This window comes from Heyndrickxia faecalis (assembly GCF_040267745.1).
In the GTDB taxonomy this organism is placed as follows: domain Bacteria; phylum Bacillota; class Bacilli; order Bacillales; family Bacillaceae_C; genus Weizmannia; species Weizmannia faecalis.
In genome coordinates this window covers 612,405-639,237 of record NZ_CP158453.1, presented here as the reverse complement: position 1 = coordinate 639,237, position 26,833 = coordinate 612,405, and the positions used below count along the sequence as shown (strand labels likewise).

The following is a 26,833-nucleotide window of genomic DNA, read 5'->3' as shown; positions in this document are numbered from 1 at the left end:
ATTTTTTAATCAGATTTACGGTTATTTTACACATTCTGCTTGGATCGTTTTTGACCAAGGCAAATAGTTGTTTATAATTTCTGGGTTTCTATGAATAAATTTGGTAGGTCTCTCAGTAACTTCACTAGATACTGGTAGAAATCTACTCCATTCGCTTTAGCTGTTTCTGCGATACTTAGACAGATTGCGTTTGCTTTCGCACCAGCTTCACTTACGGAAAATAACCAATTTTTTCGACCAATTACATTCGGACGGATGGCATTCTCAGCGGGATTGTTATCAATTTCTATTCGTCCATCATCCAAGAATGCTTTTAGTCCATTCGCTCGATTTAGCGTGTATTCAGCTGCTTTAGCGAGCGCATTTTTTCCGTAGAATGGTGAGTTTTCAACCCAGGCAAGAAATTCATCAACTAACGGTTTCGAGTGCTTTTGGCGTTTTTTTCTTCGTTTACTTGGGGATAAGTGTTTAAATTCCCTTTCAAGACGAAATAATTCATCGCAATATTTTACACCAATTCGTCCGTTTTTACTGTCTGCTTTTAACCAATAACGTCTTACATGGGCCCAGCAATTAGCGAAGGTAATCCCTTCAATTTTGTCATAGGCTGAATACCCATCACAGACAATCGTTCCCGAATAATCTTCAATGAATCCTTCAAGAACGGATCGTGATCGTGATAATGAGCTGTGAAACAGAACGATAGCCGGACCTTGACAGGGCACACTTCGAAAAACCCAGTTATAAGCATTAGATTGGCCAGATTTTCCATCCGACCGATTGATAATTTGTCCATAAGTCTCATCGACGTGTAAAATGGACTTCTCCAACATTATATTCTTCATTCGCTCATATACGGGCAAAAGCCAGTCATGTGATGCTCGAATAACCCAATTAGAAAGGTTTTTATCATTCGTATTCAAGCCATAACGTTCCCACTCCTTTACCTGCCGGTAAAGGGGCAAGTATTGCACAAATTTATCATAAATTACTTTGGCAAGTACACTCGGACCAGCAATGCTTCGTTGAATCGGAGGTTGAGGTGATTTGCCACGTTTAATTTGGGCCTTTTGAGATAAATCCGCTTTGCAGTTTTTACATTCATATGCATGTTCAATATGTTGAACTTTTTCCATTCTTGCAGGTATAAATTCAGCCTCTTCACGTACGATTGTCGTACCTATTTCAGTCATTTGGCATTGACAACAATCACAAATCGTATTTTCCGGATGATAATGAATGGCCTTTACTTCAACATTTTCATGTAATGAATCATTTCGTTTTTTATTTTGAACTTTGCGTACAACAGTATAAGAAATCGTCTGTTGGCTTTGTTCTTCTGTGTGCTCAGAATCATTAAAAGACGGGTCATCGTCAAATAATGATATTTGTCCATCAAGTGTATTGTATTTAGATTTCTCTGTTTTCGATCCATATAAAAGTTTTGTTAAATAGCGAACTTGCTCAGTTAGTGATTTAATCTGTTTGGACAATGCTTCATTCTGTTGATTAGAATGAGCCAATTGTTCTTTAAGAAGTCGAATTAATTTCTCGTTTTGATTCTGATTATTAGATGAAGCATTAACCAAAAGATTCACCACCATTCATTCAAATAAGATAGTTCTAGTATAGCATTTTAAGCATAGTAAATACAGCTTTAAATCAACTTTTTGATAGATTTAAAATTGCCCTTTTTGAGAAGGTTGAATAGCTTTTGGCTGCTGAATGGATAATCCTTCTAATAACCAGCGGAGTTCTTGTTGTGACAGATTTCGTACTTCCTTTTCGTTTCTTGGCCATTGAAGTTTTCCATTATCTAATCGCTTATAAAGCATGGCGAAGCCGTCACCGTCAAAATATAAACATTTATAACGATCTTTACTCCATCCAGAAAATAAGAAAATGGAATCACCATAAGGATCCAGTTCAAAGGAATCTTGAATGAGTGTTGCTAATCCATCTATTCCTTTTCTCATATCCGTTTTTCCACAAATGATATAGATATTTTTTACACTCGAATAATCGTGTCTCATAAATCTTTCAACTCCCTCATGATCGTTTGAATGATGTGCTCATCTATACCGTTGAAAAAGGAGATTTCAACTTTTCCAAACTTAATCGTACAAGTTGAATTTGAAGAGGAAACAGTTGGTTTTATGTTCGAAATATTTTCTGTATCGGAATGTAATGTTACGGGGACAATTGTTAATTTTTGTTCTGGCATATGAAAAGCACCTCCTTTGATTGATATGTCAATTTTAACAAGAGGTGCTGTTGATTTATATGCGTTGTTTGAATGGGGGCTTACGATTAAATGACGGAAAAAAGGCAGTTCCATAATTAGTTAATATACATCGGAACTGCTTTCTGTTGTTTTATCTAGTTGTTTTATACCGAGTAGTTCACTTCTATAAGTCTTTAACTACTTCTTCATCCAATATTGCCTTTCTCTTTTCCCAATCGGGCATTAGAGAATACAGCATTTTATAAAAATTGTCGCTATGGTCGTTGTATTTAAAATGAATCAACTCATGCAGTACAACATAATCGATACAGTATTTTGGAGCTTTTATCAACTCGGTGTTTAATAAGATTGTGTTTTTTTCTGTCAAAGCTGAGCCCCATCGTGCTTTCATTGAACGCAAATCAATATTTGGCTTTTCGACTCCATATTTTTGAACCAATGGAAACATTTTATCAAGGGATTCATTGAATGTTTTTTGAGCTTTTTCACGATACCATTCATCAATTAGTTTGGCTTTACGATTAACATTTTCTGTATTTGTAACGTAAAGATAGATAAACCCCCGAAAATATTTCACCTTCTCTTCCTCTTCTTGCATGACCCGTAAGCGATATTGCTTTCCTAAATACTTAAAGGTTTCGCCGCTTACATATTCTCTTTCACTATGCCTATATGGCTGAACATCTTTAAATGTCTTGACATTCTTTAATATCCATGCGCCCTTTGTTTTAACAAAATCACAAATAAAGTCTAGCGGCACTCTGTCATTTGCAGTGACTTCAATCGTCATATCCGGTTTGATATTAAGATTAACATTTTTCACTTTTTTCCGCTTCACGACGAAGTCAATGATTTTATTGGCGTACTCGATTTGATGCTTTTCCATGGCTGTTCCGCCCTTAGTAACGTCTTAAAGCAACCGTTTTAATTTGCTCAATGATTTTGTCAATCGTATCAAAGTCGATATCCAAATTATGCTTTTCTTTAAAATCAAAGAGGAGATCATCCAACTCTTGGGCAATACGATTGTGGATTTCTACATTATCATGCCAATCGACTTTTTGGTGTTCTTGAATGATTTCATCTATTTTTAAGGCTAAATCTCCGAGAGTATTCGTGTCATAACTTGCGGCAGTTTCTGTTGTTTCACTCAAAATATCTTTCGTTACGCCGTAAAAGGCCTGTGCATTCCGGTTTTCTTTTATTATTTCAGGATATCTTTCTGATGATTCACCCCGACGATAATCATTCATGATGTCCTTCATTCGGTTTAAATACTCTGCTTCCGAAATGCGTTTATCTTTGTATTCTTGAATAGCCTCTTGTATGCGCTCAGAAAACTTTTTATAGTATATAAAACGAATTAATCATTTTTGCTCACTTCCTCGGTCCTTTTTTGGGTATATAGATTGTAACTATCCTAAAAAGGGCGGAGAAAAAATGTTGAATCAAGAACTTGAACAATTGCGAAACGCTATGCAAAACACAAGGGATAAACGTCTTTATGAGCGTTATCTCTCTGTGCTGTTACATTTAGAAGGCCGGACTTATCCAGAAATTGCTAAGATTATAGGACGTACCCGGCAAACGGTCATGAATTACTGTCATGCTTATGAAGAAGGCGGAATCTCCAGCCTTCAAATGAAAAAACCAACAGGTAAACCTGAGAAATTAACGGAAGATCAACAAAAGCAGTTGGCCGAAACCATTATAAACAAAACCCCTGCAGAAGTTGGGTTCGAAGCAAAATACACTTGGACGCTCCCGTTAATCGCCGATTGGATCCAGCGTGAATTTCAACAGTCGTATACCCCAAGGGGCGTTTCTAAAATGTTACACCGGCTTGGGTTTAGCTATACAAAGGCCACATATACTTTGGCAAAAGCAGATCCTGAAGAGCAAAAAGCATTCAAAGAAGTCACTTTCCCAAAGCTAAAACAGCAGCTGGAGAATGGGATCATCGATCACCTGTTATTCGAAGATGAGGCATTCATCCGTGCTTATCAGGCTCTGCAGTATAACTGGTTCCCAAAAGGACAGCAGCGAAAAATCAAAACATACGGCCAGCATAAGGGTGCAAAGTTGTTCGCTGCCATAAACTATGAAACCGGCGAAATTACGCACTATGAAGAAGAAAAAAGTAATTCCTTGGCCTTTAGACGTTTTGTAGAACTCATTTTAAATAAATACCCGCAAGGTAAAATTGTAATGGTTTTGGACAACAGCAAAGTGCATCAATCACAATTTATCAAGGATTTCCTGAAAGAAAATCCACGAATGGAATTTGTTTTTCTTCCTAAATACAGCCCTGAGTTGAACCCAGTGGAAGGATTATGGAAGTGGCTAAAGCAAGATGTCGTAAACAACGTCTTTTTCAGCAAATTTTACCAAATTCGCTCCCACGTGGCGGAATTTATGAAACAAGCCAGCCAAAAGAGCCAAGAAGTCATTGACCGGCTGCTTGTTAGATTAGAGCTGTCAAAAACTTAAGTTCACCTTATATAGGATGGATTTTCATCCCACTTTGCATGAACGCTCTTCATTAAACGAGTACGAATTGCATCCGCTTTGGCTCTCTTTGACTGTAAACGCTCCAACTCCTCTTCAAAAGCTTTTGCGTTTAAAATATCTACAGGATTCGTAATGCGGATAACTTCCTCGGCAGCGATATAGTTATCCATTAATTTCTGCATTTTCGCTTCATACTCTTTATGGTCAATGGTATCCGAATAACGCAGCTTCACACTTTTCCGCAAATCTTGGAAAAACTTGAAATCCTTTTTGTACTTTTGAAGTTCTTCAGGTGGTAAAGTATTATAGATTTTCTCCGATTCTAACGCAATCCCAAGGTTTCTGCCAAAATTGCTTAAAACGCCATAAAACTCTTCTCTGCGCTCCTCGTCCTCCAACCATACTTCATACTCTTCTCTATCGTTCTTGTTCTTGATTGGTGCAAAAATTTGCCATAAATCGGAATAATATTGCCGTAATGATCCGATTATGCTTATCACATCGTAAATGGCTCCTTTTAAATCTTCAGGATCGAAGTTTTCCAACCCTGCTCCAGAATACATCTGCATCGCTTCATCCAATTTGTCCAACAGACCACGGTAATCAATGATTAATCCATAATCTTTTCCTTCATAAAGACGATTGACCCGGGCTATGGCTTGTAACAGTGTATGTTCTTTCATTGGCTTATCGACATAAAGCACCGTCGCTCTTGGCGCATCGAAACCTGTCAGCAATTTGTCCACGACAATCAGCAAATCCAGTTCGTCGCCATTTACGAATTCATCTTTGATCGCATCCTCATATTTTTCAGGCGTTCCGTAGCGATCCATCATTCTTTTCCAAAACCGCTGAACTTTGTCTTTCGATTCCTGATCGACTGCTTCATGTCCTTCCCGTTGATCAGGAGGGGATATGACAACGGCACAATTCAAATCACTAAGTTCCTCGAAAGCCTCAAGATAGCGGATCGCTTCAATTTTACTATTAGTGGCCAACATCGCTTTGAATTGGCTTCCCTGTGTTTTATAGTTTTCTACAAAATGTTTGTTAATATCTTCCGCAATTAAATAAATTCTCTGTTCCGAAGAAGCAAGTTTTTCATATTTACTCCATCTTTGCTTTACTTCCTCTTTTTGCTTGTCATTCAGATTGCGTGTAATCATTTCTAAACGATGATCGGTCGCCTTTTGATTCACCGATTGTTCCACCATTTTTCCTTCATATAAAAGGGGAACGATCGCTTTATCCCGAACACCATCGGCAATTGTGTATTTATGAATGAGTTTGCCGAATTTGATCAATGTGTTCTTTTCTTTTTTCATTAATGGTGTCCCCGTAAAGCCGAGATAACAAGCATTCGGGAATACTTTCTTCATTTTTAGATGAAGCTCGCCATACTGTGTACGATGTGATTCGTCGACTAAAACAAAGATATCCCTTGATTCAATTGGCTTTTGTTTGGAAGACGCCGTACCAAACTTATGAACTAAGGTCGTAACAATATCAGAATGGTTATCATTTATTAAATCTACCAAATGGCTTCCAGAAATTGCACGACTTGCTTTTAATCTTGTATGGCTGAATGTTTTATGTATTTGTTTATCCAATTCAACCCGGTCTGTTACAACAATGACTTTCGGATTGTAACCTCGCAGCTCAGATAAAATATACTTGGCCAACATCACCATCGTTAGTGATTTCCCTGAACCTTGTGTGTGCCAAATCACGCCGCTTTGACGATTGCCGTTTTCATCTCGTTCTTCAATCGTTTTTATAATTTCTTTAATGGCAAAGTATTGTTGATAACGGGCTACTTTTTTCACGTCTTTATCAAATAAGGTAAAGAACTGGGTTAACTCTAACAAACGCTCGGGGTGAAACAGTGAAATGATGTTCTTATCTTGCATGGTTGGCAGTCTGCCTTCCACTGTTTTATCCAGCCAGTTCTGCAGCCATTCCTCTTTTTCTTCTTTCCAAACAGACCAAAACTTTTTCGGAGTATTGCATGTTGCGTATTTGGTTTCATTTTTATTCGTGGACATCACAATTTGAATAAACTTAAATAATTGTGGGGCGTAATCTTTCCCCTGATTGCGAATCATTTGACTGATTCCTTGATTCATAGAAATCGACGCTTTTTTACATTCAATGACCGCAAAAGGAATCCCGTTCACAAACAACACAATATCCGGCCTTACAGTTCCACGCCCATCCATTCGTTCCACTTCAAACTCTTCCACTACATGAAAGACATTATTTTCGATGTTGTTCCAGTCGATATATTGAATGGTAAAAGATTTTTTGGATCCATCCGGCAAAAACTCTGTATAGCTTCTTCCGTTCATGATGGTCTCATAAATCACTTCATTCGTTTTCACCAATCCATTGGTCAGCGGCTCATCTAAATCACGAATGGCTTGGCGAATATTGGATTCGCTAAATTGATAAATTTGACCTTGATACTCATAAGAATTCAATTCTTTTAGCTTTTCCTCTAAAACGGTTGTCAACAATACATGATGTAGGTTTCCCCGCATTCTTTCTGCTTCTTCCGGTGATAGGTATTGATATCCTAACTTCTGCAACACCTCAATGGCCGGAACCTGGCTTATATACCGTTCATCATAACTCTTCTCCCTTGCCATCCTCACACCTCCTGTTGAAAAAATAAGGGAAGAGTAAGGTGTTTATACCTTCACTCGGACTTTTCCCGTAAGAAGTAATTGCATAAGGCCTTTCTTTTGTTGTTTTAAATAGATTAATTCTTTTTCTTGTAAAGATATAAATTTATCAAATTGGGCTAAGATCTTCGAAATACTAATCTGCTCATTTATTGATGGTATTTTAAATTTGAAATTCTCAATTTGCTTACTACTAATATTCGGTTGTGCACCCGTTGCCAATTCTTCAGTTAGTTGAGTTTTAAACTTAGTAGACGTTACTAAATAATACAAATAACCATAATCTAATTTACTTTTATCAAGGTTAACAAATTTCCCAACACGCTGGTTCAAATATGCAATTTCATTTTTTTTGTATATACCCACTTTACCGGTTGTTGCCCCAGACATTGCTATTAGAATATCCCCATATTGAACCATAAAATTATCCGAGATTTTAATTTCATCATAGTATACGAACTCTTGATTATAATCAGTTATTTCTGGAAGAATATTTGAAATCCGAACAATGGGTATACCCTTTTCCTTAAACATTGATGATTTAAAAGCATATCCACCTTGTAATTTAGCAAGTTCACCTAACCTTACTTGTTCCCACTCCCCATCAAACCCAGGCAATCTCACTTCACCCGTCAACAACTTCTGCATTAACCCTTTTTTCTGCTGTTTTTTCTGCTCGATTAGCTTTTCTTTTAGTTCAATTGCCTTGTCCCAAGTAGAGAGGATAGAGGCGATTTTTTGTTGTTCTGGTAATGAAGGTAATTGTACTTTCAAGTTTTCAACAATTTTAAAACTTAATGCAGGCATTGCCCCACCAATCATACTCTTTTGAAAATAATCATAAACTCTTTCATCCGTTAATAAATAGTATAAAAATTCTCTATCAAGTCTTTCTTTTGGGATTACTCGAAACAGATTATTAGCTAAAACTCCACTAAATCCTCTTCCGACATATCCAGCTGAAGCCCCATACCTTACTATTACAATATCTTTTTCATCAATAATTTTATTTTCATCATCTACCTTAACAAACCTAAAATCCATTGAATTTTGCGTATAATTTTCAATTCTAAGAAATCTAACATAACCTTCATGAGGATAATTCAATTGTTCTTCTAAGCCAAATTGATTGCCCTGTTTAAAATTACAAACCTCACCAAGTTTAGTTTTAACAAATGGTTCTTTTAAAATATTTTGTTGATTTTTGCACACTACTACTCTCACCGCCCTTTACAACCCCAACTCTTTCAAATACTTTTCCATCTGTGCTTCAACTTCTTGAAGTTCCTTCTTAATGGTTACAATATTTTCTTTCACTGTTTCCATATCAACCGGTTCTTCTTCTTCGAACGTATCGACATAACGTGGGATGTTCAAGTTATAGTCATTCTCTTTAATTTCATCTAGTGTAGCGACATACGAGTATTTATCAATCGTTTCCCATTTCTCATACGTTTCAACGATTTTTTCTATGTCTTGTTCTCTTAGTTTGTTTTGGTTTTTGCCTTTTTCATAATGTTCTTCACCAGAAGCATCAATAAATAGCACGTCTTTTCGTGTACGGTCTTTTCGGAATACCATGATACAAGCTGGGATTCCGGTACCGTAGAATAAACCTTCCGGAAGCCCGATGACAGCATCCAACAGATTCAACTCAATAATTTGTTTACGGATTTTTCCTTCACTCGATCCTCTGAAAAGAACACCATGAGGCAGGATCGTCGCCATTCTTCCGTTTTCCGCTAATGAATACAGCATATGTTGAACGAACGCATAGTCCCCTTTTGAACTTGGCGGAACGCCCCATTCAAATCTTCTATATGGGTCAAGGCTTGCTTCCATTTTAAATTTTTTATCTGTGTTTCCTTCACCGGCAAATCCCATTGCCCATTTGTCTAATGAAAATGGGGGATTCGCAACAATGACTTGGAACTTCATTAACTTGCCATCTTCCAAATGCAACGGATTTGCTAATGTATCGCCCCACTCAATTTTTGCATCATCAATGCCGTGTAAGTACATATTCATTAATGCTAATGAGTGTGTAGCTCCATTCCGTTCCTGACCGTAAATGGCCACTTTTTTACTTGGTACTTGTTTGGCAACCTTAATCAGCAATGAACCTGAACCACATGTTGGGTCATAAATACGATCGTTTTCTTGTGGTTTTACCAGTCGTGCCAAAAGTTCTGATACTTCGGCAGGTGTATAAAACTCTCCACCTTTTTTTCCTGCATCTGATGCAAACAGACCAATCATATATTGATAAGCATTCCCTACAATATCTTCATTTCCTAATTGCGACGGTCTTAGAGATAATTGATTAAAATCCTCTAATAATGAACGGAGCATGGCATTCCGTTCTTTTGCTTTCCCTAGAATCGCCTCTGAATTAAAATCAATATTGCGGAAAACGCCACGAAGTTTCCCTGAGTTTTCATTTTCAATTCTTTCCAATGCTTTGTTGATAATCTCTCCAATTTCCGGATCATTTCTTTTGCTATATAAATAATCGAATGTTGATGTTTCGTCCAATACAAAACGTTCTCTCGATAGTGCACGTTGAATGCGTTGTTCATCTCCATTATAGCGCTTTGTATATTCTTCTAATTTCTCTTTATACGTATCACTCAGATATTTAATGAACAACATGGTTAATATGTAATCTTTATACGTTGATGAATCAATTTTCCCTCTAAACGTATCGGCAGCTTGCCATAAAACGCTGTTAATTTTCTCTTGTGTTGTCTGTTCAACCATTCTTTTTCCTCCTTGGTTTGAAGTTCTTCCCCATTATAATACTTCACAGCGGCAAATGGAAATTTTTGGATTCCCTTTCAAACAGGAATGTTTTTTAAAACGTTTGCGATCCCAAAAAGGGGCTGTCCCAAAAGTCGTGAAACGGCTGATGGGAGCCCCTTGTAAGCATGATACAGTTGGCTGTTTAGGATCATTCATTTGAGCCACTATTCACACAAGCGTTTCATGAAATTCAGGATCATCAGTGCATGAGCCAAATAGAGGGGTTTTTGGGACATCATATGCCCCATTCCCGCTTATGACTGGCGAACCGATTGTGTTTCCGGGCGGGCAGCGAATGCTTCATTTGGATGGAACTCTTTTTCCCATTTGGAAACAACAATACTGGCAAGGCAGTGGCCCGGTGTATTGCAAGCCGTGCGTGCCATATCCAGCACCCGGTCAATCCCGGCAATAATAGCCACACCTTCAGCAGGCAGTCCGACGGCTGTTGCCGTAGCCAGAAGCACAACGAGGGAACCCATTGGAACAGCTGCAATGCCTTTTGAAGTCGCGATCAAAACCGCCATGACAATCAGCTGCTGTTCAAGGCTCATCGGTATACCGAATGCCTGGGCAATAAAAATAGAAGCAACTGACAGGTACAATGTGGAGCCGTCGCAATTTAACGATAGCCCGGCAGGAATAACGAACGAGACAACACGTTTGGAACATCCGAATTTTTCCATCCGCTCCATAAGCTGCGGAAGGACTGTTTCTGTGCTTGTCGTTGAAAAAGTGATCAGAAATAAGTCCCAAACCATCCGGAATACTTTAAAATAAGGAATTTTGAACATCCAGGCAATCAGCGGGAACAGGCCGAATATGACGATGGCCAGTCCAAGATAGACAACCCCGATCAGTTTGGCCATCGGAATGAAAAGACTGATGCCAAACTGGCCGACGGAAGACGCCATCAGGGCAAAAACACCGATCGGCGCGGTAACCATGACCATCTGTGTCAATTTAAACATCACCTTTGAAACCGATTCCATAAATTTCAATGCCGGCTCGGCTGCTTTCCCGATTGCACCGGCTGCCACCCCGAATAGAATGGCAAAGAAAATAACAGCCAGTAAATTATTTTGGTCCATTGCATTCACAATATTGTTTGGAATGATGTTGACAATCATCGTTTTAAAATCAACCACTGTGGACGCGTTTGCTTTTACTTGTGAAATATCTGTTTTGGCCAGATGCGATAGATCCACTCCAACACCGGGTTTTAAGAGATTCACAAGCAGCAGGCCGATGCCCAAAATAAGCGTCGTAACCAGCTCAAACCAAATGAGCGTCTTCAGCCCCAACGAACCCATCTTTTTCATATTCCCGTTTCCGCCGGAAGCCCCCACGACAATTGTTGTAAACACAATCGGAATGACAATCATTTTGATCAGGTGAATAAACATATCCCCGACCGGCCTCAACTTCGTCCCGAAATCAGGGAAAATTGCCCCTATTATGGCCCCTAAAATCAAGCCAATCATAACTTGAAAAGCAAAAAATTTTTTCATCTGATGCCCTCCCTCCAATGATAAATGAATCGTACGCAAAATACGGAAACTGCCAATTTTCACTCCTTTGCCATCCCAATTAAGTGCGAATTGAAAATCTTCACAATCTATTATACCTGACATTTAGGCGTCTTTAAACTACTACTCCGCTTTCCTAAACCGGTTCAGTGATCATGACAGGGCAAGGTAGTTCTCCATTGTATGGGAAGCATATTTGGAAATGATCAGTTTTACCTTGATCATATAGGGGCTGCTTTTAGGGGGAAATCGGGCCTTTTCATCATGCCGACCAGCCAAGCAAATTGTTCAACAGTTGCAGGATAAAGTGAGAAATGAAGCCAACCCGCTTCTCAATAAAATACAGGTTGTCGTTCATGTACTCTGAACCCGTTTGCCAAGTTGGTCAACCAAGCATCTGTATTCGGAAAATCCCTCATCCGCAGCGCGACCAGCCTTGCTAAAGATGCGCCGCGAAAAATGATGAAGAAGATGACGGATGATATAGTTTATAAAGAAATCTTCCATCCTATGATTCATCCGAACAAGCTAGATTATACACCGGCAAAAGCGGAGAGATGGGCAACCATCTCTCCACTTTTGCCTTTGATTAAAATGATCTTTCCATTCCCCGCTTTGTTGTTAAATCAATGATCCGCTGGTTTCTGCTCCCGCGGAATGATAAGGTTAAATCCCGCTCTGCCAATAGGAACGGGCCATCAACGAGCACATCACAATATCGCAGCAATTCCCGTTTACAGGGATCATCGGAAGCGATTAATTGTTCAAATGTATAGCCTGAGTAAACCCAAATGTTTTTCCCCAGTGCTTTTAATCGTTTTGCCACTTCGCACACTTCTTGCGCTTGAAAAAAGGGTTCACCGCCGGAAAAGGTTACATCTGTTAATGGATTGCCGGCCACTTCTGCAACGACATCTTCAACCGGCATCTCTGTCCCATTATGGATATTCCAACTCCGCGGATTATGGCATCCCTTGCAAAAGTGCGGACAGCCTGCAAAAAAGATCACGGTTCGCAAACCTTCACCGTCAACAACCGAATCGTGGATGATATTCATGACCCTCATTGATGTTTCACCCTTTCGCTCTCTTCTGCACGTTTGGCTGAATTCCACCTTTTCATATCGCCAACCAGGTAACCGGTTATTCGTCTAATGCGCCCAATCCTACCTTCATCGGCATTATGGCAAACCGGGCACTCATTATCAATGATTCCCGAATAACCGCAGACGCCGCACTGGTCGACGGGATGATTGATGGCACCATAGCCAATATCATATTGCGCCATGGCTTTTACCAATCGATCCAAAGCACGGACATTTTTTGAAACATCCCCATCACACTCAATATAAGTGATGTGGCCGCCATTACATAATTTATGAAAAGAACCTTCAATTTTTATTTTATCAATCGCCTTGATTTGATAATAAACCGGAATATGGAATGAGTTCGTATAATAGGACCGGTCCGTCACCCCGGGAATTTTTCCAAACTCTTTTTGGTCATTTCGCGTAAACTTCCCTGATAACCCTTCTGCCGGCGTTGCAATTAAGGAAAAGTTTAAATCATAAGTCTCACTTGCTTTGTCCACTTTCTCCCGCATATGCTGAATGATACGATACCCTAATTGATAAGAATCATTAGACTCCCCATGATGTTTGCCTGTCAGTGCAACCAGTGCTTCAGCCAGCCCAATAAAACCAACACTTAATGTGCCATGTTTTAATACTTCTCCTACTTCATCATCCGGGTTTAAATTTTCGCTATCCTGCCAAATATTTTCCCCGTACAAAAAAGGAAAATGTTTCGCCTGCTTTTTTGCCTGGAAATGAAACCGTTCTAACAATTGTTGAATGGCAAGGTGAAGATAACGATCTAGTATGTTAAAAAATTCACATTCATTTTTAGCAATCAGCGCTATTTTTACAAGATTAATAGAAGTAAAGGACAAATTCCCGCGGCGGATACTATTTTCTTTTCCATGGCGGTTTGCCATCACACGGGTGCGGCAGCCCATATACGCAATTTCTGATTCCGGCGTGCCGTCATAATAGGGACGATTAAACGTGGAATCTATAAAGCTAAAGTTCGGAAATAAACGTTTTGCCGTCGTTTCAAGTGCTAATTGGTATAAGTCATAATTTGGTTCCCCGGGTTCAAAATTGATCCCTTTTTTCATTTTAAAAATTTGAATGGGAAAAATCGGTGTTTCCCCTTTCCCGAGCCCGGCTTTCGTTGCCAACAACATATTTTTTACGAGCAATCGCCCGGCTTTGGACGTATCGGTACCGTAATTAATAGATACAAACGGGACCTGCCCTCCCCCGCGGGAATGCATCGAATTGCAATTATGGATAAAAGCTTCACATGCCTGGTACGCATCCCGGTCGGTTTCTTCCCAGGCTAATGCCTCAAGCTCTTCGTCTGTATAGCTGGTGGCATAGGTTTTCAAACGTTTTCTATTTTTATGGAAGGTTTTCTCTATGTAAGGAGCAAGATCATAATCAAACATCGGAAAACTTTGCCCGCCATGCTGCATATTTTGATTGGCTTGGAAAATAATCGCTGCTAAAGCCATCGCGCTGCCAATGTCTTTCGGTTCACGCATATACCCATGTCCGGTATTAAATCCGCCCTTTAATACCCCGCCCAGCGGAATCTGGCAACATGTGGTCGTACCCGTTACCATAAAATCAAGGTCATGGGGGTAAATAAAATTGTCATCAATCGCCTTTACGACCTCTTTGCTAAGCAACATTTGCTTTGCATAACTTTTGCTGACTTCAGAAGAGATTTTTGACATTTGCCCCATTGGTGAAGAGCCATCCATATTTGCATTTTCTTGCATTAAATCATGATTATGGGAAAACACAATCTCATTTAAGGCATGCAGGGGAAAACCGCCACTGGTTTCTTGTTCATTTTTTGTCATCATTTTACTGGTTCTCCTTTCTAACGCACCGGTTTTGGGCATGAAAAAATAGGTGGCACATCATGCATTTTCAATGAAAAAAGGCTGCGGCGTAGCGGCTTAAAATTTCCGCAACATCCTTGCCCGACCAACCCGTTCAATCGCGGAATAAACGGCGGCCAAAACGGCAAAAATTCCGCCCTCCGAAACATCAAGTTATGGCAGGCCTGGCTTGTGCTTCTGGCCCTTCTGATGGGCAATACAGCCGAACAGTTTTGTAGGCAGCCCGGATTTAAACTGGATTCCCTTTCAGACAGATCTGCCACCCTCACCCAAAATACTATATTTAGTATTGATTTCTGAGACAACTAACTACATATAGTATCCTACCATAGTGTGTTTTGGATTTCAATACGAAAGGGGGAGCGTCTCCGGAAAACGATTCGGGTCTTTCTTTTTCCCTTTTACGCTGGAAACCGGGAAACCGTAATGTTTTTCAACAAGACGATAGCCCCGTGGGGAATCATGTGTTGCCTTATGGAGGCAAATCGGTACCTGGGGAATCGCGTGATGCCTTTCCTTACTATCCTGGAAAATTGCACAGGCTGATTTTCATTCTTCTGCTGGTGCCGCGTTCACTGGGCGTGAGAATCTACTTTGAAAAACACGGGCCTTCCCGAAAAACCCCGCAATGCCTTACATTTCCTCAAAAAAAATGCCACATTTCCCGGCGGCATCCCATTTTATCACGATTGCGTTTGCAGGCGTTCAGCTTCCTGGATACCTTGATTGATCTTGAGATAGATCTGGTCCGCTTTTGCGAAGTCCAGTGCCTCATCATAGTACATTTCCAGTTTATCGTTCAGCACTTTTGCCTCGTGCAGCCAGGCGGTCCCTTCTTTCATTTTGTCTTTGTACCGCTTATGGGCAGCTTGAATTTCGTTTGCGTATTTTTCATCCGTACCCGGCGTCACCGCAGCCGCGTACATATCTATCACTTCGTCCCCATTTCGCTCAGGGAAATATTCGTGCGGATCGGTGCTGTCAAAAATGCAAAACCCGAGTTCCCTGACGATGACCATATCAAGGCTGTTTGGATCAAATCCGCAATGGTAAATCTCAGTCGTGAATCCTTTTTCTGACGCTTTGGCCGCAATTTTTTTCAGCATTGTGGATTTGCCGGTTCCGGCCCGCCCCTTTATAAAATAGCGTTTCGATAGCCCCTCCGTCAGATTTGGGATAAAGTCAACTGCTCCGTTTGGTGTGGCTGCCCAGAGAAAACGGTGGTATACCGTTGCGCTCCCGCCCCCGGTTTTCCCGCCAAATAGCTTTTCAATCAGCTGCTGTGTCACCTGGCCTGCCTTTTCAAAATCCATTTCTTTTAAGTAAATGGCCTCCAAGTCATCATGATGGCGCAAACTTTCCGCAAACGATTTGTACGCAGATTGATAGGCTTCCTGTATACGGCGATTCAGCTGTAATACCTCTTTTTCATATTTGGCGTCCAATGCGTCCTCCAGGATCATAACCGATCCATTTGCTTTCGGTTCAATCGCATACGGCGCATTCCCATCCACCACTCCTGTTTTTAATCCTGGAATCATCAGGCCATCCAGCGAATCAGGGGCAGACGGGCAATGAATCAGTTCAAGATCATAACCTTTTTGCTTCCACGCTTCCGCCAGTTTTTCCATGATGTATGATTTCCCTGTCCTGCCATTTAAAATAAACACGCGATCCAAACCCTGCAAACTTGAATCCAAATAATGCGCAAACCCTTTCCCGGTATTGCCGCCTGCAAAATAATGCAACACTTTTCTAGCCATATCCCGCCACTCCTCTGTTTGGATAATTAACGGTTTTCCACATTAGCCTATGCGCCCCGCAAAAAGGTTGTGATTTCCTCTTGCAAAGAAAAGAGGCCGGCCCGGAATCAGCCCGGGCCGGCCTCTTCTTAAAAGGTTTATTTCTCCCCGCTCAATTTAACCAAAATTTTCGCCTGGGATTTGTCTTTTGTCAAAGCTTCGAAGCCTTTTTCAACGATTTCTTCCAATTGGATATGGCTGGTAAAGACGTCTTGCGGTTTCAATTGGCCGGATGCAATCAGGTTAATCGTTTGTTGGAATGTTTTCTTCGTGTAAACAATCGATGCTGTAACGCTAACACCTGTATTCGTTAACTGCATCGGGTTCCATTCTATCGGGCGTGCAAAGATAGCAATGACATCGACAATCCCGCGTGCTTTCGTTGCATCAAGTGCTTGTTTGAAAGTCGGAGCAACGCCGGCCACTTCAAAGGATACATCTACGCCGCCCGGAACAAGATCACGGATGGTTTGGACGGCATCTTTTTCCCCGGAGTTAATAATGTCGGTCGCGCCTGCTTTTTTCGCCAGGTCCAGACGAGGTTGCGACAAATCTGCCACGACAATCCGGCTTGCACCTGCCGCACGTGCTGCAACAATGGTCAATAATCCGATCGGGCCTGCACCAAAAATCGCAACCGTATCGCCAAATCTTAAACCACTATCTTTCACAGCCTGTACAGCGACCGCGCTAGGCTCAACTAATGCAGCTTCCTCCAAAGACAAGGAATCCGGCACGCGGTAAATATTATTTTCGTGAAAATATGATACGCCCTCTACTGTTTCGCTAGCACCAAAAGCCGCGCGATATTTTCGCATGTTCTCTCAATATTTGCAGCACCCGTTTGCAAAGCGTCTTCAAGCGCCATTGGGTAGGGCAGGATGCCAAAGATCGCATCAATGCCTTTTTCATATAAAACATCAATTTGTTCCCCGACATAACCGGCAACAGCAATCACGGGTTTCCCATGTTTTTTTGCTGCCTGGGCCACGCCATAAGGGGTCTTCCCGAACTGCGTCTGGAAATCGATGCTGCCTTCGCCGGTCAAAACGATATCAGCATCTTTTACTTTTTGCTCCAATCCGGTGTATTCCACGACAAGCTCGATGCCGCTTTTTAACCTGGCATCCGCGAACACCATCAGACCGGCACCGAGGCCGCCTGCAGCCCCTGCCCCCGGGACCTCCGCAACATCTTTGCCAAGCTGTTCTTTGATGATGGCGGCATAATGCGAAAGGTTGGCATCCAAGAGCGCAACCATTTCTTTCGTCGCGCCTTTTTGCGGCCCGAATACATGGGAAGCGCCATTTTTCCCGCATAAAGGATTGGTAACGTCGGATGCGACAAAAATTTGCACCTCTTTCAAGCGCGGATCAAGGCCGCCCAAATCAATTTCCGCCAAATCCCCGAGTGCACCGCCGCCAAACGGAAGCATCCTGCCCCTTTCATCTAAAAATTTTACACCGAGCGCCTGTGCCATCCCGGCGCCCCCGTCGTTTGTAGCACTGCCGCCAATGCCGATCAGAATCTGTTTTACTTTTTTGTCCAGACAGGCTTTAATCAGTTCTCCGGTGCCGTAGGTTGTGGTAACCAACGGATTTTTCGTTTCTTTTGTAACCAAATGAATGCCGCTTGCAGATGCCATTTCAATTACTGCCGTTTCTCCGTCTCCGAGAATCCCGTACTTGGCCGTGACCGGATGTCCAAGCGGCCCTGTGACGGTTTGCTGATAAATCGTTCCGCCTGTTGCATCCACCAGCGATTGAACCGTTCCTTCTCCGCCGTCTGCCATTGGTACCTGAATGCAAATTGCATCCGGGATCGCTTTTTTAATCCCCGCTTCCATTGCGGCACATACCTCTTTTGCCGTCATGCTTTCTTTAAACGAATCCGGCGCTAATAAAAAAACTGGATTTTTCATCATCTCACCCCATTAAAATAGAAATCCGTATAAAACGGTTGCCACAATCGCCATCGTTCCCCCGACAAGTGCCTCGTACGGAACGACGCTCATTCTTTCTTTTATGGACATATTCATGCTGCTGCCTGTGACATGAAAGTAATTTCCCTGCGGCAGCTGGTCAATGACTGTAGCACCGGTATGAACCATTGCCGCAGCTGCAATCGGGGCAGTCCCCATGTCCAGAATGGCTTTGCTGAACGAACCGGTTGCCAGGATGACCCCTGTTGATGTGGAAGCTGTAGCTGCCGCCATTAAAATACCGGAAATGGGCGCCAGGAACGTCCCCGAGATGCCGGATGCTTTAATCAGTGCCACCACCTCAGTCGAAAGATTGGAAGCAGAAATGAGCCCGGCAATGGCACCGGCTCCGATTAAAATCAGCACGGTTGCCGTCATATTTTGCAGGCCGGACGCTGAATAAGCCAGAATTTGTTTATGGTGGCCCATGGCGATCATTCCCAGAACACCGGCAATCGGTAAGATATACATGGCATCCACTTTAAATGAAGCCAGTGCAGAGATATGAAAAATCTCACCGATTGGATTGATCATCAACAATACAATCGCAACAACCGGGGCGACGATTGCCCGCCTTAATGAAGGAAGATCGCGGCTGTTGTGATCTGTTTCAATCATATCAGATTCAGTGATTTTTACGCCTTTGTGTTTAATTAAAGTTGCCACAAGGACCGTAACGGCCAAGCCAAAAACAGCCGGAATAAAATCGTAAATCATTAAGCGGCTCAATTCCACATGAAACCCATGTGCCGCTGCAATTGTATTCGGATTTGGCGATATCACGTTCCCCGCTTTGCCGCCCCCGGAAAGCGCCAGTAAAAGGGCAAGCTTTGAAATGCCCATTTTATTTCCAACTGATAATGCGATCGGGGCCACAATTAAGACTGCAACGGGGATAAATACACCCACTGCCGTAATCACCATTGTTGCAAGAGCAAGGGATAAAATGGCCTTTCCTTCGCCAAACTGATTGACAATGGCTTGTGCAATTGTCTCAGCCGCTCCCGATTCCATCATTGTCCCGGCCAATATACCGGCGGCAAGAACCCGGATCACCGTTCCCATCACACTTTGTGTACCGGCAACCAGTATATTCACCGTATCTTCAAGGTTCGCTCCTCCAATCAGCGCTCCCAAAATTGCGCCTAAAAACAGTGCATATACGGGATTCAATTTTTTTAAAATTAGAATAATGGCAATCGCCAGCCCGATCAATGCACCGATCCAGCTGATTGTAACACTGCCCATGATGTAACCTCCTCGTTTGCTGTTTGTCTTTATAATAGTGAAAACCTTTTCAAAATAACATTGGAAAAGAGGAGAATTTTCTTGTGCACTTGCACAAATTCCGGGTGGTATGAGGATGACAAGCAGGTCAATTCCTTCTGCGAGATAAACTGCCAAAATGGGCCGCACAACTGGTGAAGTATTTTTCCACTTGAATTTCAATACAGTTTGTCTTTCAGAAAAACGAGTGACCACTGAAAAAAGCCATTTTTTTATGTAAAATTTGCTGTGTAGTGTAAGAAATTTTCTGTAAATGGTACTCTTTACCATAGAAATTAGTAAAAATGACAAATGTTTGGCTATAATTCGCCTTTTTAGAGGATAGTATGGCGGCTATCCTCTTTAAATTTACTGCCAAGGCTGTTAGCTTGGCTTGTAAGCCCATGCTTTTTAGACCGTACCATTTGGCACGATCTAACCCGTGGAAATTCTTCATTTCGCCATTTTTCCCTTCTTGGCATGCTCTTTTTTTATACTTCTCTTTAAATCCCTCCGATTTCTGTTGTTGACTATACTCATAAAATTCTGGGGTGTTGATTCCGATCCCTAATACTTTTCCGACTGTTTTTCCGGTTATGCAAACTTCTCGCATTGGGCAATTTCTACATTGTTCTCTGTCAAAATAGTAATTATACGTTTCTTTTCCACATTTTCTTATATAGTGTTTCTTTTTGATTGTTTTGTTTCCTTGACTACAGAACCACTCGTCAGAATCTTTGTTATAACTGAATCTTTCTTCGTCTATGCGATATGCAGCTTCACTTACAGGGATGTATGCCTTTGCTTTAAGTTCAGAGATTTTGTCTAAGATTGGCTTTTTAAAATAGGCTTTATCACCATATACTTCTGGTATTTTTATTCTCGTTTTCTTGGTTAACTCTAATAATTCATCAAACTTCGTTCCATCCACATAAGCTCCATTACCAGTATGAACAGCTGTAATCATTCGATCTTCTGTTGTCATCATAAATTCCGTTTTATAACCAAAGAAAGGATCATTTTTGCTTTTATACCCTATTCTCGCTTCTTGGTCGACAATCGATCGTACCCCTTTTTGCTCCATAAACTTCGGGTCTGCTAAAATTTCTTTCGCATTATTAACGAGTGCTTTTGTTTCAGGTGCTTTCTCCAGTTCAACTAGTTCTTCTACCTTTGATACCGTTTCTTCAAGATAGGACTTCATTGTTTTTCTAGCTTCATCATGGTTTTCTATTTCTTTATAATCAGGGATTTCTTGGTTGATTTCACTTGGTATTTCTCCGTTTTCTTCTTTAACGGTTTTAAAGATTTTTTTCGCTAATTGTTTCATGACTCGTTCCGGTCTATATTTTTTGGTGTTGGCTTCTGTATGAGTGGAATCAATCGTTATACCAGAAACCTTTTGTAAAATTCCTTTTTCAATGCATTGGTTTATGATTTCAATAATAATTTCATCTATAGTGAGATTGCCTTCTAATCTACTTTTACGAAATTTTGCCAAAAGACTTGGGTGAGGGAGGTCGTCTTCCGGATTGATTCCTAAAAAATACATATATGCAAGGTTTAATGAGCAATTTTCTATAACTTTCTCATCAGATAAGTCATAGAGTTTTTGTAACACCAAGATTTTAACCATAAGTTCGGGCTCTTTTGCTGGCCTTCCATATTCTTTACAGTAAGTTTTTTCAAGCATTTTATTGATAAAACTAAAATCCACTTCATCTCTTAATAATTTAAGTGTATGATTTTCAGGAATTTTATCGTATAATATGGAATAGATGCTTAATTGATTATCTTTTTCTTTAAGCATGATAGATACCCCCAGTTTGGTTTTGGTTTGTAGTATAACTTTATTATACCAAATACTGGGGGTATTTTTTTTCAATTTATTGTACATATAATTATTTTGAATTTTCAGATTGACTTTTTCAGTGGTCCCGAAAAACGATGAAGGACATTTTTCATCACGTTTCTTTGCCATTTGTCCTTCATAACATGGATGAAAGACATTTCACGCGTGGATTCAAAGCACTTTGTCTTTCATGACGCCGATGAAAGACATTTCACATCGAGTTTCAAGGCATTTTGTCCTTCATAACACAGATGAAGGACATTTCACATGCGGATTCAAAGCATTTTGTCTTTCATAACACGGATGAAAGACATTTCCGACCAGGTTTCAGAACAATTTGTCTTTCATGAACCCGACGAAGGACATTTCGCATCGAGATCCAAAGCATTTTGTCCTTCATAACACAGATGAAGGACATTTCACATGCGGATTCAAAGCATTTTGTCCTTCATAACACAGATGAAAGACATTTCACATGCGGATTCAAAGCATTTTGTCTTTCATAACACGGATGAAAGACATTTCACGCCAAGTTTCAGGTCAATTTGTCTTTCATGAACCCGATGAAGGACATTTCGCACCGAGATCCAAAGCATTTTGTCCTTCATAACACAGATGAAGGACATTTCGCGCCAAGTTTCAGGTCAATTTGTCTTTCATAAACCCGATGAAGGACATTTCACACCGAGTTTCAAGGCATTTTGACCTTCATAACAAGGATGAAGGACATTTCGCGCCAAGTTTCAGGTCAATTTGTCTTTCATGAACCCGATGAAGGACATTTCGCACCGAGATCCAAAGCATTTTGTCCTTCATAACACAGATGAAAGACATTTCACGCCAAGTTTCAAGTCAATTTGTCTTTCATAAACCCGATGAAGGACATTTCGCACCGAGATCCAAAGCATTTTGTCCTTCATATCACGGATGAAAGACATTTCGCGCCAAGTTTCAGGTCAATTTGTCTTTCATGAACCCGATGAAGGACATTTCGCACCGAGTTTTAAGGCATTTTGTCCTTCATAACAAGGATGAAGGACATTTTACACGTGGATTCAAAGCATTTTGTCTTTCATAACACGGATGAAAGACATTTCCGACCAGGTTTCAGAACAATTTGTCTTTCATGAACCCGACGAAGGACATTTCGCATCGAGTTTCAAGGCATTTTGCCCTTCATAACAAGGATGAAAGACATTTCACGCCAACTTTCAGGTCAATTTGTCTTTCATAAACCCGATGAAGGACATTTCACACCGAGATCCAAAGCATTTTGTCCTTCATATCACGGATGAAGGACATTTCGCGCCAAGTTTCAGGTCAATTTGTCTTTCATGAACCCGATGAAGGACATTTCACATGCGGATTCAAGGCATTTTGTCTTTCATCACCCTAATGAAAGACGTTTCACACGTGGATCCAGACCAATTTGTCCTTCATAAGCGAAACGAAAGACATTCCCCCGCTAAACTCAAAAAATATTGACCTCCCCGGTTGGTAAACCATCCAAACATTAAAAAAGCACCCTCTTATTAGGATGCTGTTTTTGGCTGGGTGCCGCCCATCTCAATTCAGCAAGAAGCCGTTAGTGCGGTATGAAGGAAGGACTCTATCACCTAAATGCTCATTTGTCTTTTACTCTGCGGTTTTGTAAATTATGTAAATGGAAAAAAGAACCAAGGTGCCAAAGCTGTGCTTTAAATTTTAATAGCCGAATATTTTGCGGTAAAAAATAAATAGTCCTGCTGAACGAATCAGACACAAAGGAAAATCCAGTCCGTTCAGCAGGCCATACTTAGCTTTCCTTTACCAATTTTAACGGCACAGCAATACGGCTTTTGACTTTTTTCCCTTTTAATATTTTGGAAGCGGCCTGTACAGCTTCTTTCCCGATTAGCACAGGTTGCTGGGCAACTGTCGCACTCAACTGTCCTTGTTTAACAGCTTTTAATCCATCATCCGTTCCGTCGAATCCCACCACAATTATATTCTTCCCTGAACTTTTAATCGCTTGGATGGCCCCTAAAGCCATTTCGTCATTTTGAGCAAAAACAGCTTGAATGTCTTTGTGCCCTTGCAAAATATTTTCCATTACGTTCATGCCCTGCGTACGGTCAAAATTAGCTGTTTGTTTCGTAACAATATTTAATTCTTTATCTGCAATGGAATCAAATCCCTGTCCCCGTTCACGTGAAGCAGATGCACCAGGTGTTCCCTGCAACTCTGCAACTTTGGCATCTTTCCCAACCTTGCTTATGATATAGTTTGCTGCCATCTTTCCGCCCTTCACATTATCTGAAGCAACTAAAGTTTCTACTTTCCCCTTATCTGCAGACCGGTCAAGCGTAATCACCGGAATGCCGATGTGGTTCGCGCTTTCAACTGCGGATGAGACAGCCGCAGAGTCTACTGGATTGATGAGTAAAATATCTACACCTTGCTGGATAAGATCTTCTATATCATTAATTTGCTTAGCGGAATCATTTTGGGCATCTGCCGTAATCACTTTCATTCCCTTTTTCTTCGCTTCCTGGAGCACACCGTTTTTCAATGAAACAAAGAAAGGATTATCCAAGGTAGAAACACTTAAGCCGATTTTCATATCCTTTAATTCTTTATGATGGCCCGGTTTTGCCCATGATGGCGGTTCCATGGAACAAGCAGCTAAAGACAATATAAGCAAACATACAGTCATCATTTTCATCATCTTTTTCATCATCTGCACCCCGCTTTACGATTTTTTCCGGTCAATTAAGACAGCAATTAAAATGACGACCCCTTTTACGACCTGTTGATAAAAAGAAGAGACTCCCAGAATGTTTAATCCATTGTTTAATGTACCAATAATAAGTGCGCCGACCAGTGTGCCGAAAATTCTTCCTTTGCCGCCTGACAGACTTGTCCCCCCTAAGACAACCGCTGCAATCGCATCCATTTCATAAGAAGTGCCTGCTGTCGGCTGGGCCGAATTGAGACGCGAAGTTAAAATGGACCCGGCAAGTGCTGCCAATAACCCTGCCAGACTGTAGATTAACCACTTTACCCGGTCCACTTTGATCCCGGAAACAAGAGCAGCTTTTTCGTTTCCGCCCACTGCATATGTTTTTCTACCAAAAGAAGTTTTGTGCAAAATAAACCATAAAATGAAAAATGTGATGACCATCGTAATGGCCGGGACCGGAATGCCTAAGAAATAGCCGCGGCCAAACAGCTGGAATGCGAAGTTGTCACCAAGTCCTGTAATCGGATTTCCGTTTGTATATACCATTGTCAAACCGCGGTATATCGTCATGGTAGCCAATGTTGCAATAAACGGGGCGACTTTTCCTTTTGTAATAAACAAACCGTTCACAGCGCCCAACAGTGCACCGATCAAGGCTGAAAGAACGATTGCTAGAAGGGGATTCAGGCCTGCAACAATCATTCCTGCCATGAGGGCACTGGATAATGCCAGCGTTGAACCAACAGATAAATCGATTCCGCCGGTTAAGATCACAAAAGTCATGCCAAATGCAATCAATCCATTAATCGATACTTGCCGCAATAAGTTGAGCAAATTCAAAGGAGCAATAAATGAAGGATTTAAAATGGCAACAACAATAAATAACAAGATAAAAGCAAGTAATGGACCGAGTTTTTGCAGAACAACCGTGCTTCTTTTAGTTGCTTGTTCCATGTTTTTTTCCTCCCGTCGCTAAGAACATGATATTCTCTTGTGTAGCTTCCGCTTTGTCCAATTCGCCGGCAATTTCTCCTTCATGAATAACAAGAACCCGGTCACTCATCCCAAGGACTTCCGGTAATTCAGAGGAAATCATGATGATGGCCATACCCCTTTCCGTTAATTCATTCATCAAATAGTAGATTTCACGTTTTGCGCCTACATCAATTCCTCTTGTCGGTTCATCAAGAATCAATACTTTTGGAGCTGTTCCAACCCACTTTGCAAGAACCACCTTTTGTTGGTTACCACCCGATAGATCTCCGGCAACTGTTTCTGAAGAGGAGGTTTTAATTTGCAGCCGCTGAATCATCATGTCGACAAATGATTTTTCATCAGCCGTTTTTATCACACCATTTGGAGCAAAGCTTTCCAAGTTTGACAGCGCGATATTGTCGCGAATGGTAAAGTCAAGAATCAGCCCCTCATCTTTCCGGTTTTCTGTGATAAAAGCAATGCCTTTTTGTACAGCGTCACTTGGATTTTTGATCCGGACCTTTTTCCCTTCAATGAAAATTTCGCCGGCATCGTAGGGATCAATACCAAATAATGCGCGCATAATCTCTGTTCTTCCTGCCCCCATTAACCCTGCAACCCCAAGGATTTCCCCGGACCGGACCGAAAAATGAATATCCTTGAATTTTTGCCGGCTGGAAAAATGGCGGACTTCTAAAATCGTATTTCCTTGATGGGCTGTTCTTTGTGGAAATTGTTCTTCTAAATCACGGCCCACCATTTTTTTAACGACTTCCTGATAACCGGTATCTTTCGTCCGTTTTGTATCGACTGTTTTACCATCCCGCATCACTGTAATTCTGTCGCTGATTTGAAAAATTTCATCCATTCTGTGAGAAATATAGACGATCGAAACATGATTCTTTTTCAGTGATTCGATGACAGAGAATAAAGATTGAATCTCACGGTCGGTTAAAGCAGCCGTTGGTTCATCCATAATCATGACTTCAGCATCTGTAAGCAAGGCTTTCGCAATTTCAATCATTTGTTGTTCACCCACCGAACAGGCACCGGCCAGCCGGTCAAATGGCAAGGAAATGTTTAAACGATCGAACGCACCCTTTGCTAGCGCTTTCATTTCCTTCGTTTTTAAAACGCCAAAGGGACGTGTTATTTCTCTTCCGATAAATAAATTTTCAAGGACAGTCATTTCCGGCCAAATATTTAATTCCTGATGAATGAATGCAATGCCGGACTGTTCCGCCTCTTTTGGATTTTGAAAAAGTGTTTCTTTGCCATCAATAATAATTTTGCCTTTATCTTTTTGATGGAGGCCAGTTAAAATATTCATTAAAGTTGATTTTCCAGCACCATTTTCCCCCATTAATGCATGGACCTCGCCGGGCAACAGCGAAAAATTTACACCTTCAAGCACCTTATTGGCACCAAAAGATTTATAGATGTCATGCATTTCAATTTGCATCGGGTTCCCTCCCTTTATTTTTGGCATCC

17 protein-coding genes and 3 pseudogenes are annotated in these 26,833 nt (G+C 41.1%); 1 reads left to right on the top strand and 19 read right to left on the bottom strand.

Annotated elements, in window-relative coordinates; all coding sequences use genetic code 11:
- Positions 1 to 21 precede the first annotated feature (21 nt).
- The 5 genes and pseudogenes from tnpC to ABR335_RS02960 form a co-directional block, all read right to left on the bottom strand.
- Positions 22 to 1,589, bottom strand: a pseudogene (tnpC, locus tag ABR335_RS02980) (IS66 family transposase).
- A gap of 90 nt (positions 1,590 to 1,679) precedes the next feature.
- Entirely contained in the window at positions 1,680 to 2,033 is a 354-nt protein-coding gene (gene tnpB, locus ABR335_RS02975; RefSeq protein WP_041847042.1) for an IS66 family insertion sequence element accessory protein TnpB, read from the bottom strand.
- Entirely contained in the window at positions 2,030 to 2,224 is a 195-nt protein-coding gene (locus ABR335_RS02970; protein ID WP_041846703.1) for a hypothetical protein, read from the bottom strand. Before ABR335_RS02970 ends, tnpB begins: the two co-directional genes overlap by 4 nt.
- A gap of 184 nt (positions 2,225 to 2,408) precedes the next feature.
- Positions 2,409 to 3,131 carry a SprT family zinc-dependent metalloprotease gene (locus tag ABR335_RS02965; protein ID WP_350346542.1) on the bottom strand — a complete coding sequence of 241 codons (723 nt, stop codon included), beginning with the start codon at positions 3,129 to 3,131 and terminating at the stop codon, positions 2,409 to 2,411.
- Between the two features lie 13 nt (positions 3,132 to 3,144).
- Complete coding sequence (locus ABR335_RS02960; protein WP_350346713.1) at positions 3,145 to 3,600, bottom strand: type I restriction enzyme endonuclease domain-containing protein; 456 nt, start codon at positions 3,598 to 3,600, stop codon at positions 3,145 to 3,147.
- Positions 3,601 to 3,685: 85 nt separating this feature from the next.
- Here ABR335_RS02960 and ABR335_RS02955 point away from each other — a divergent pair, with 85 nt between their 5' ends.
- Positions 3,686 to 4,735: an IS630 family transposase gene (locus ABR335_RS02955; protein WP_061577649.1), complete on the top strand. Its 1,050-nt coding sequence runs from the start codon at positions 3,686 to 3,688 to the stop codon at positions 4,733 to 4,735.
- A gap of 2 nt (positions 4,736 to 4,737) precedes the next feature.
- Here ABR335_RS02955 and ABR335_RS02950 read toward each other — a convergent pair whose 3' ends face one another.
- The 14 genes and pseudogenes from ABR335_RS02950 to ABR335_RS02885 all read right to left on the bottom strand — a co-directional run bounded on the left by ABR335_RS02950 (position 4,738) and on the right by ABR335_RS02885 (position 26,804).
- Positions 4,738 to 7,404 (bottom strand): type I restriction endonuclease subunit R, encoded by a 2,667-nt coding sequence (locus ABR335_RS02950; protein WP_350346541.1) that lies wholly within the window; start codon positions 7,402 to 7,404, stop codon positions 4,738 to 4,740.
- 42 nt (positions 7,405 to 7,446) lie between these two features.
- Positions 7,447 to 8,664, bottom strand: a complete 1,218-nt coding sequence (locus ABR335_RS02945) for a restriction endonuclease subunit S (protein ID WP_350346540.1) — start codon at positions 8,662 to 8,664, stop codon at positions 7,447 to 7,449.
- A gap of 6 nt (positions 8,665 to 8,670) precedes the next feature.
- On the bottom strand, positions 8,671 to 10,200 hold the full coding sequence (locus tag ABR335_RS02940; protein WP_350346539.1) for a type I restriction-modification system subunit M: 1,530 nt from the start codon (positions 10,198 to 10,200) through the stop codon (positions 8,671 to 8,673).
- 296 nt (positions 10,201 to 10,496) lie between these two features.
- Positions 10,497 to 11,753, bottom strand: coding sequence for a dicarboxylate/amino acid:cation symporter (locus tag ABR335_RS02935; protein ID WP_161655869.1), 1,257 nt, complete (start codon positions 11,751 to 11,753; stop codon positions 10,497 to 10,499).
- A gap of 607 nt (positions 11,754 to 12,360) precedes the next feature.
- On the bottom strand, positions 12,361 to 12,837 hold the full coding sequence (nrdG, locus tag ABR335_RS02930; RefSeq protein WP_014097059.1) for an anaerobic ribonucleoside-triphosphate reductase activating protein: 477 nt from the start codon (positions 12,835 to 12,837) through the stop codon (positions 12,361 to 12,363).
- Positions 12,834 to 14,705 (bottom strand): anaerobic ribonucleoside triphosphate reductase, encoded by a 1,872-nt coding sequence (locus tag ABR335_RS02925; RefSeq protein ID WP_029142950.1) that lies wholly within the window; start codon positions 14,703 to 14,705, stop codon positions 12,834 to 12,836. Before ABR335_RS02925 ends, nrdG begins: the two co-directional genes overlap by 4 nt.
- 722 nt (positions 14,706 to 15,427) lie before the next feature.
- Positions 15,428 to 16,507 carry a PRK06851 family protein gene (locus tag ABR335_RS02920; RefSeq protein ID WP_350346538.1) on the bottom strand — a complete coding sequence of 360 codons (1,080 nt, stop codon included), beginning with the start codon at positions 16,505 to 16,507 and terminating at the stop codon, positions 15,428 to 15,430.
- Between the two features lie 137 nt (positions 16,508 to 16,644).
- Positions 16,645 to 17,301, bottom strand: a pseudogene (locus ABR335_RS02915) (zinc-binding dehydrogenase); the annotation flags it as partial.
- 20 nt (positions 17,302 to 17,321) lie between these two features.
- Positions 17,322 to 18,467 (bottom strand): glycerate kinase family protein, encoded by a 1,146-nt coding sequence (locus ABR335_RS02910; RefSeq protein ID WP_350346537.1) that lies wholly within the window; start codon positions 18,465 to 18,467, stop codon positions 17,322 to 17,324.
- Positions 18,468 to 18,479: 12 nt separating this feature from the next.
- Positions 18,480 to 19,775 carry a GntP family permease gene (locus ABR335_RS02905; RefSeq protein WP_350346536.1) on the bottom strand — a complete coding sequence of 432 codons (1,296 nt, stop codon included), beginning with the start codon at positions 19,773 to 19,775 and terminating at the stop codon, positions 18,480 to 18,482.
- A 310-nt stretch (positions 19,776 to 20,085) separates the two neighbouring features.
- A pseudogene (locus tag ABR335_RS02900) lies at positions 20,086 to 21,603 on the bottom strand (IS1182 family transposase); the annotation flags it as partial.
- A gap of 1,837 nt (positions 21,604 to 23,440) precedes the next feature.
- Entirely contained in the window at positions 23,441 to 24,361 is a 921-nt protein-coding gene (gene rbsB / locus ABR335_RS02895) for a ribose ABC transporter substrate-binding protein RbsB (protein WP_350346535.1), read from the bottom strand.
- A gap of 15 nt (positions 24,362 to 24,376) precedes the next feature.
- Positions 24,377 to 25,321 carry an ABC transporter permease subunit gene (locus tag ABR335_RS02890; protein ID WP_026684459.1) on the bottom strand — a complete coding sequence of 315 codons (945 nt, stop codon included), beginning with the start codon at positions 25,319 to 25,321 and terminating at the stop codon, positions 24,377 to 24,379.
- Positions 25,305 to 26,804 (bottom strand): sugar ABC transporter ATP-binding protein, encoded by a 1,500-nt coding sequence (locus ABR335_RS02885; protein WP_350346534.1) that lies wholly within the window; start codon positions 26,802 to 26,804, stop codon positions 25,305 to 25,307. The genes ABR335_RS02890 and ABR335_RS02885 overlap by 17 nt, the downstream gene beginning before the upstream one ends.
- Positions 26,805 to 26,833: the final 29 nt, after the last annotated feature.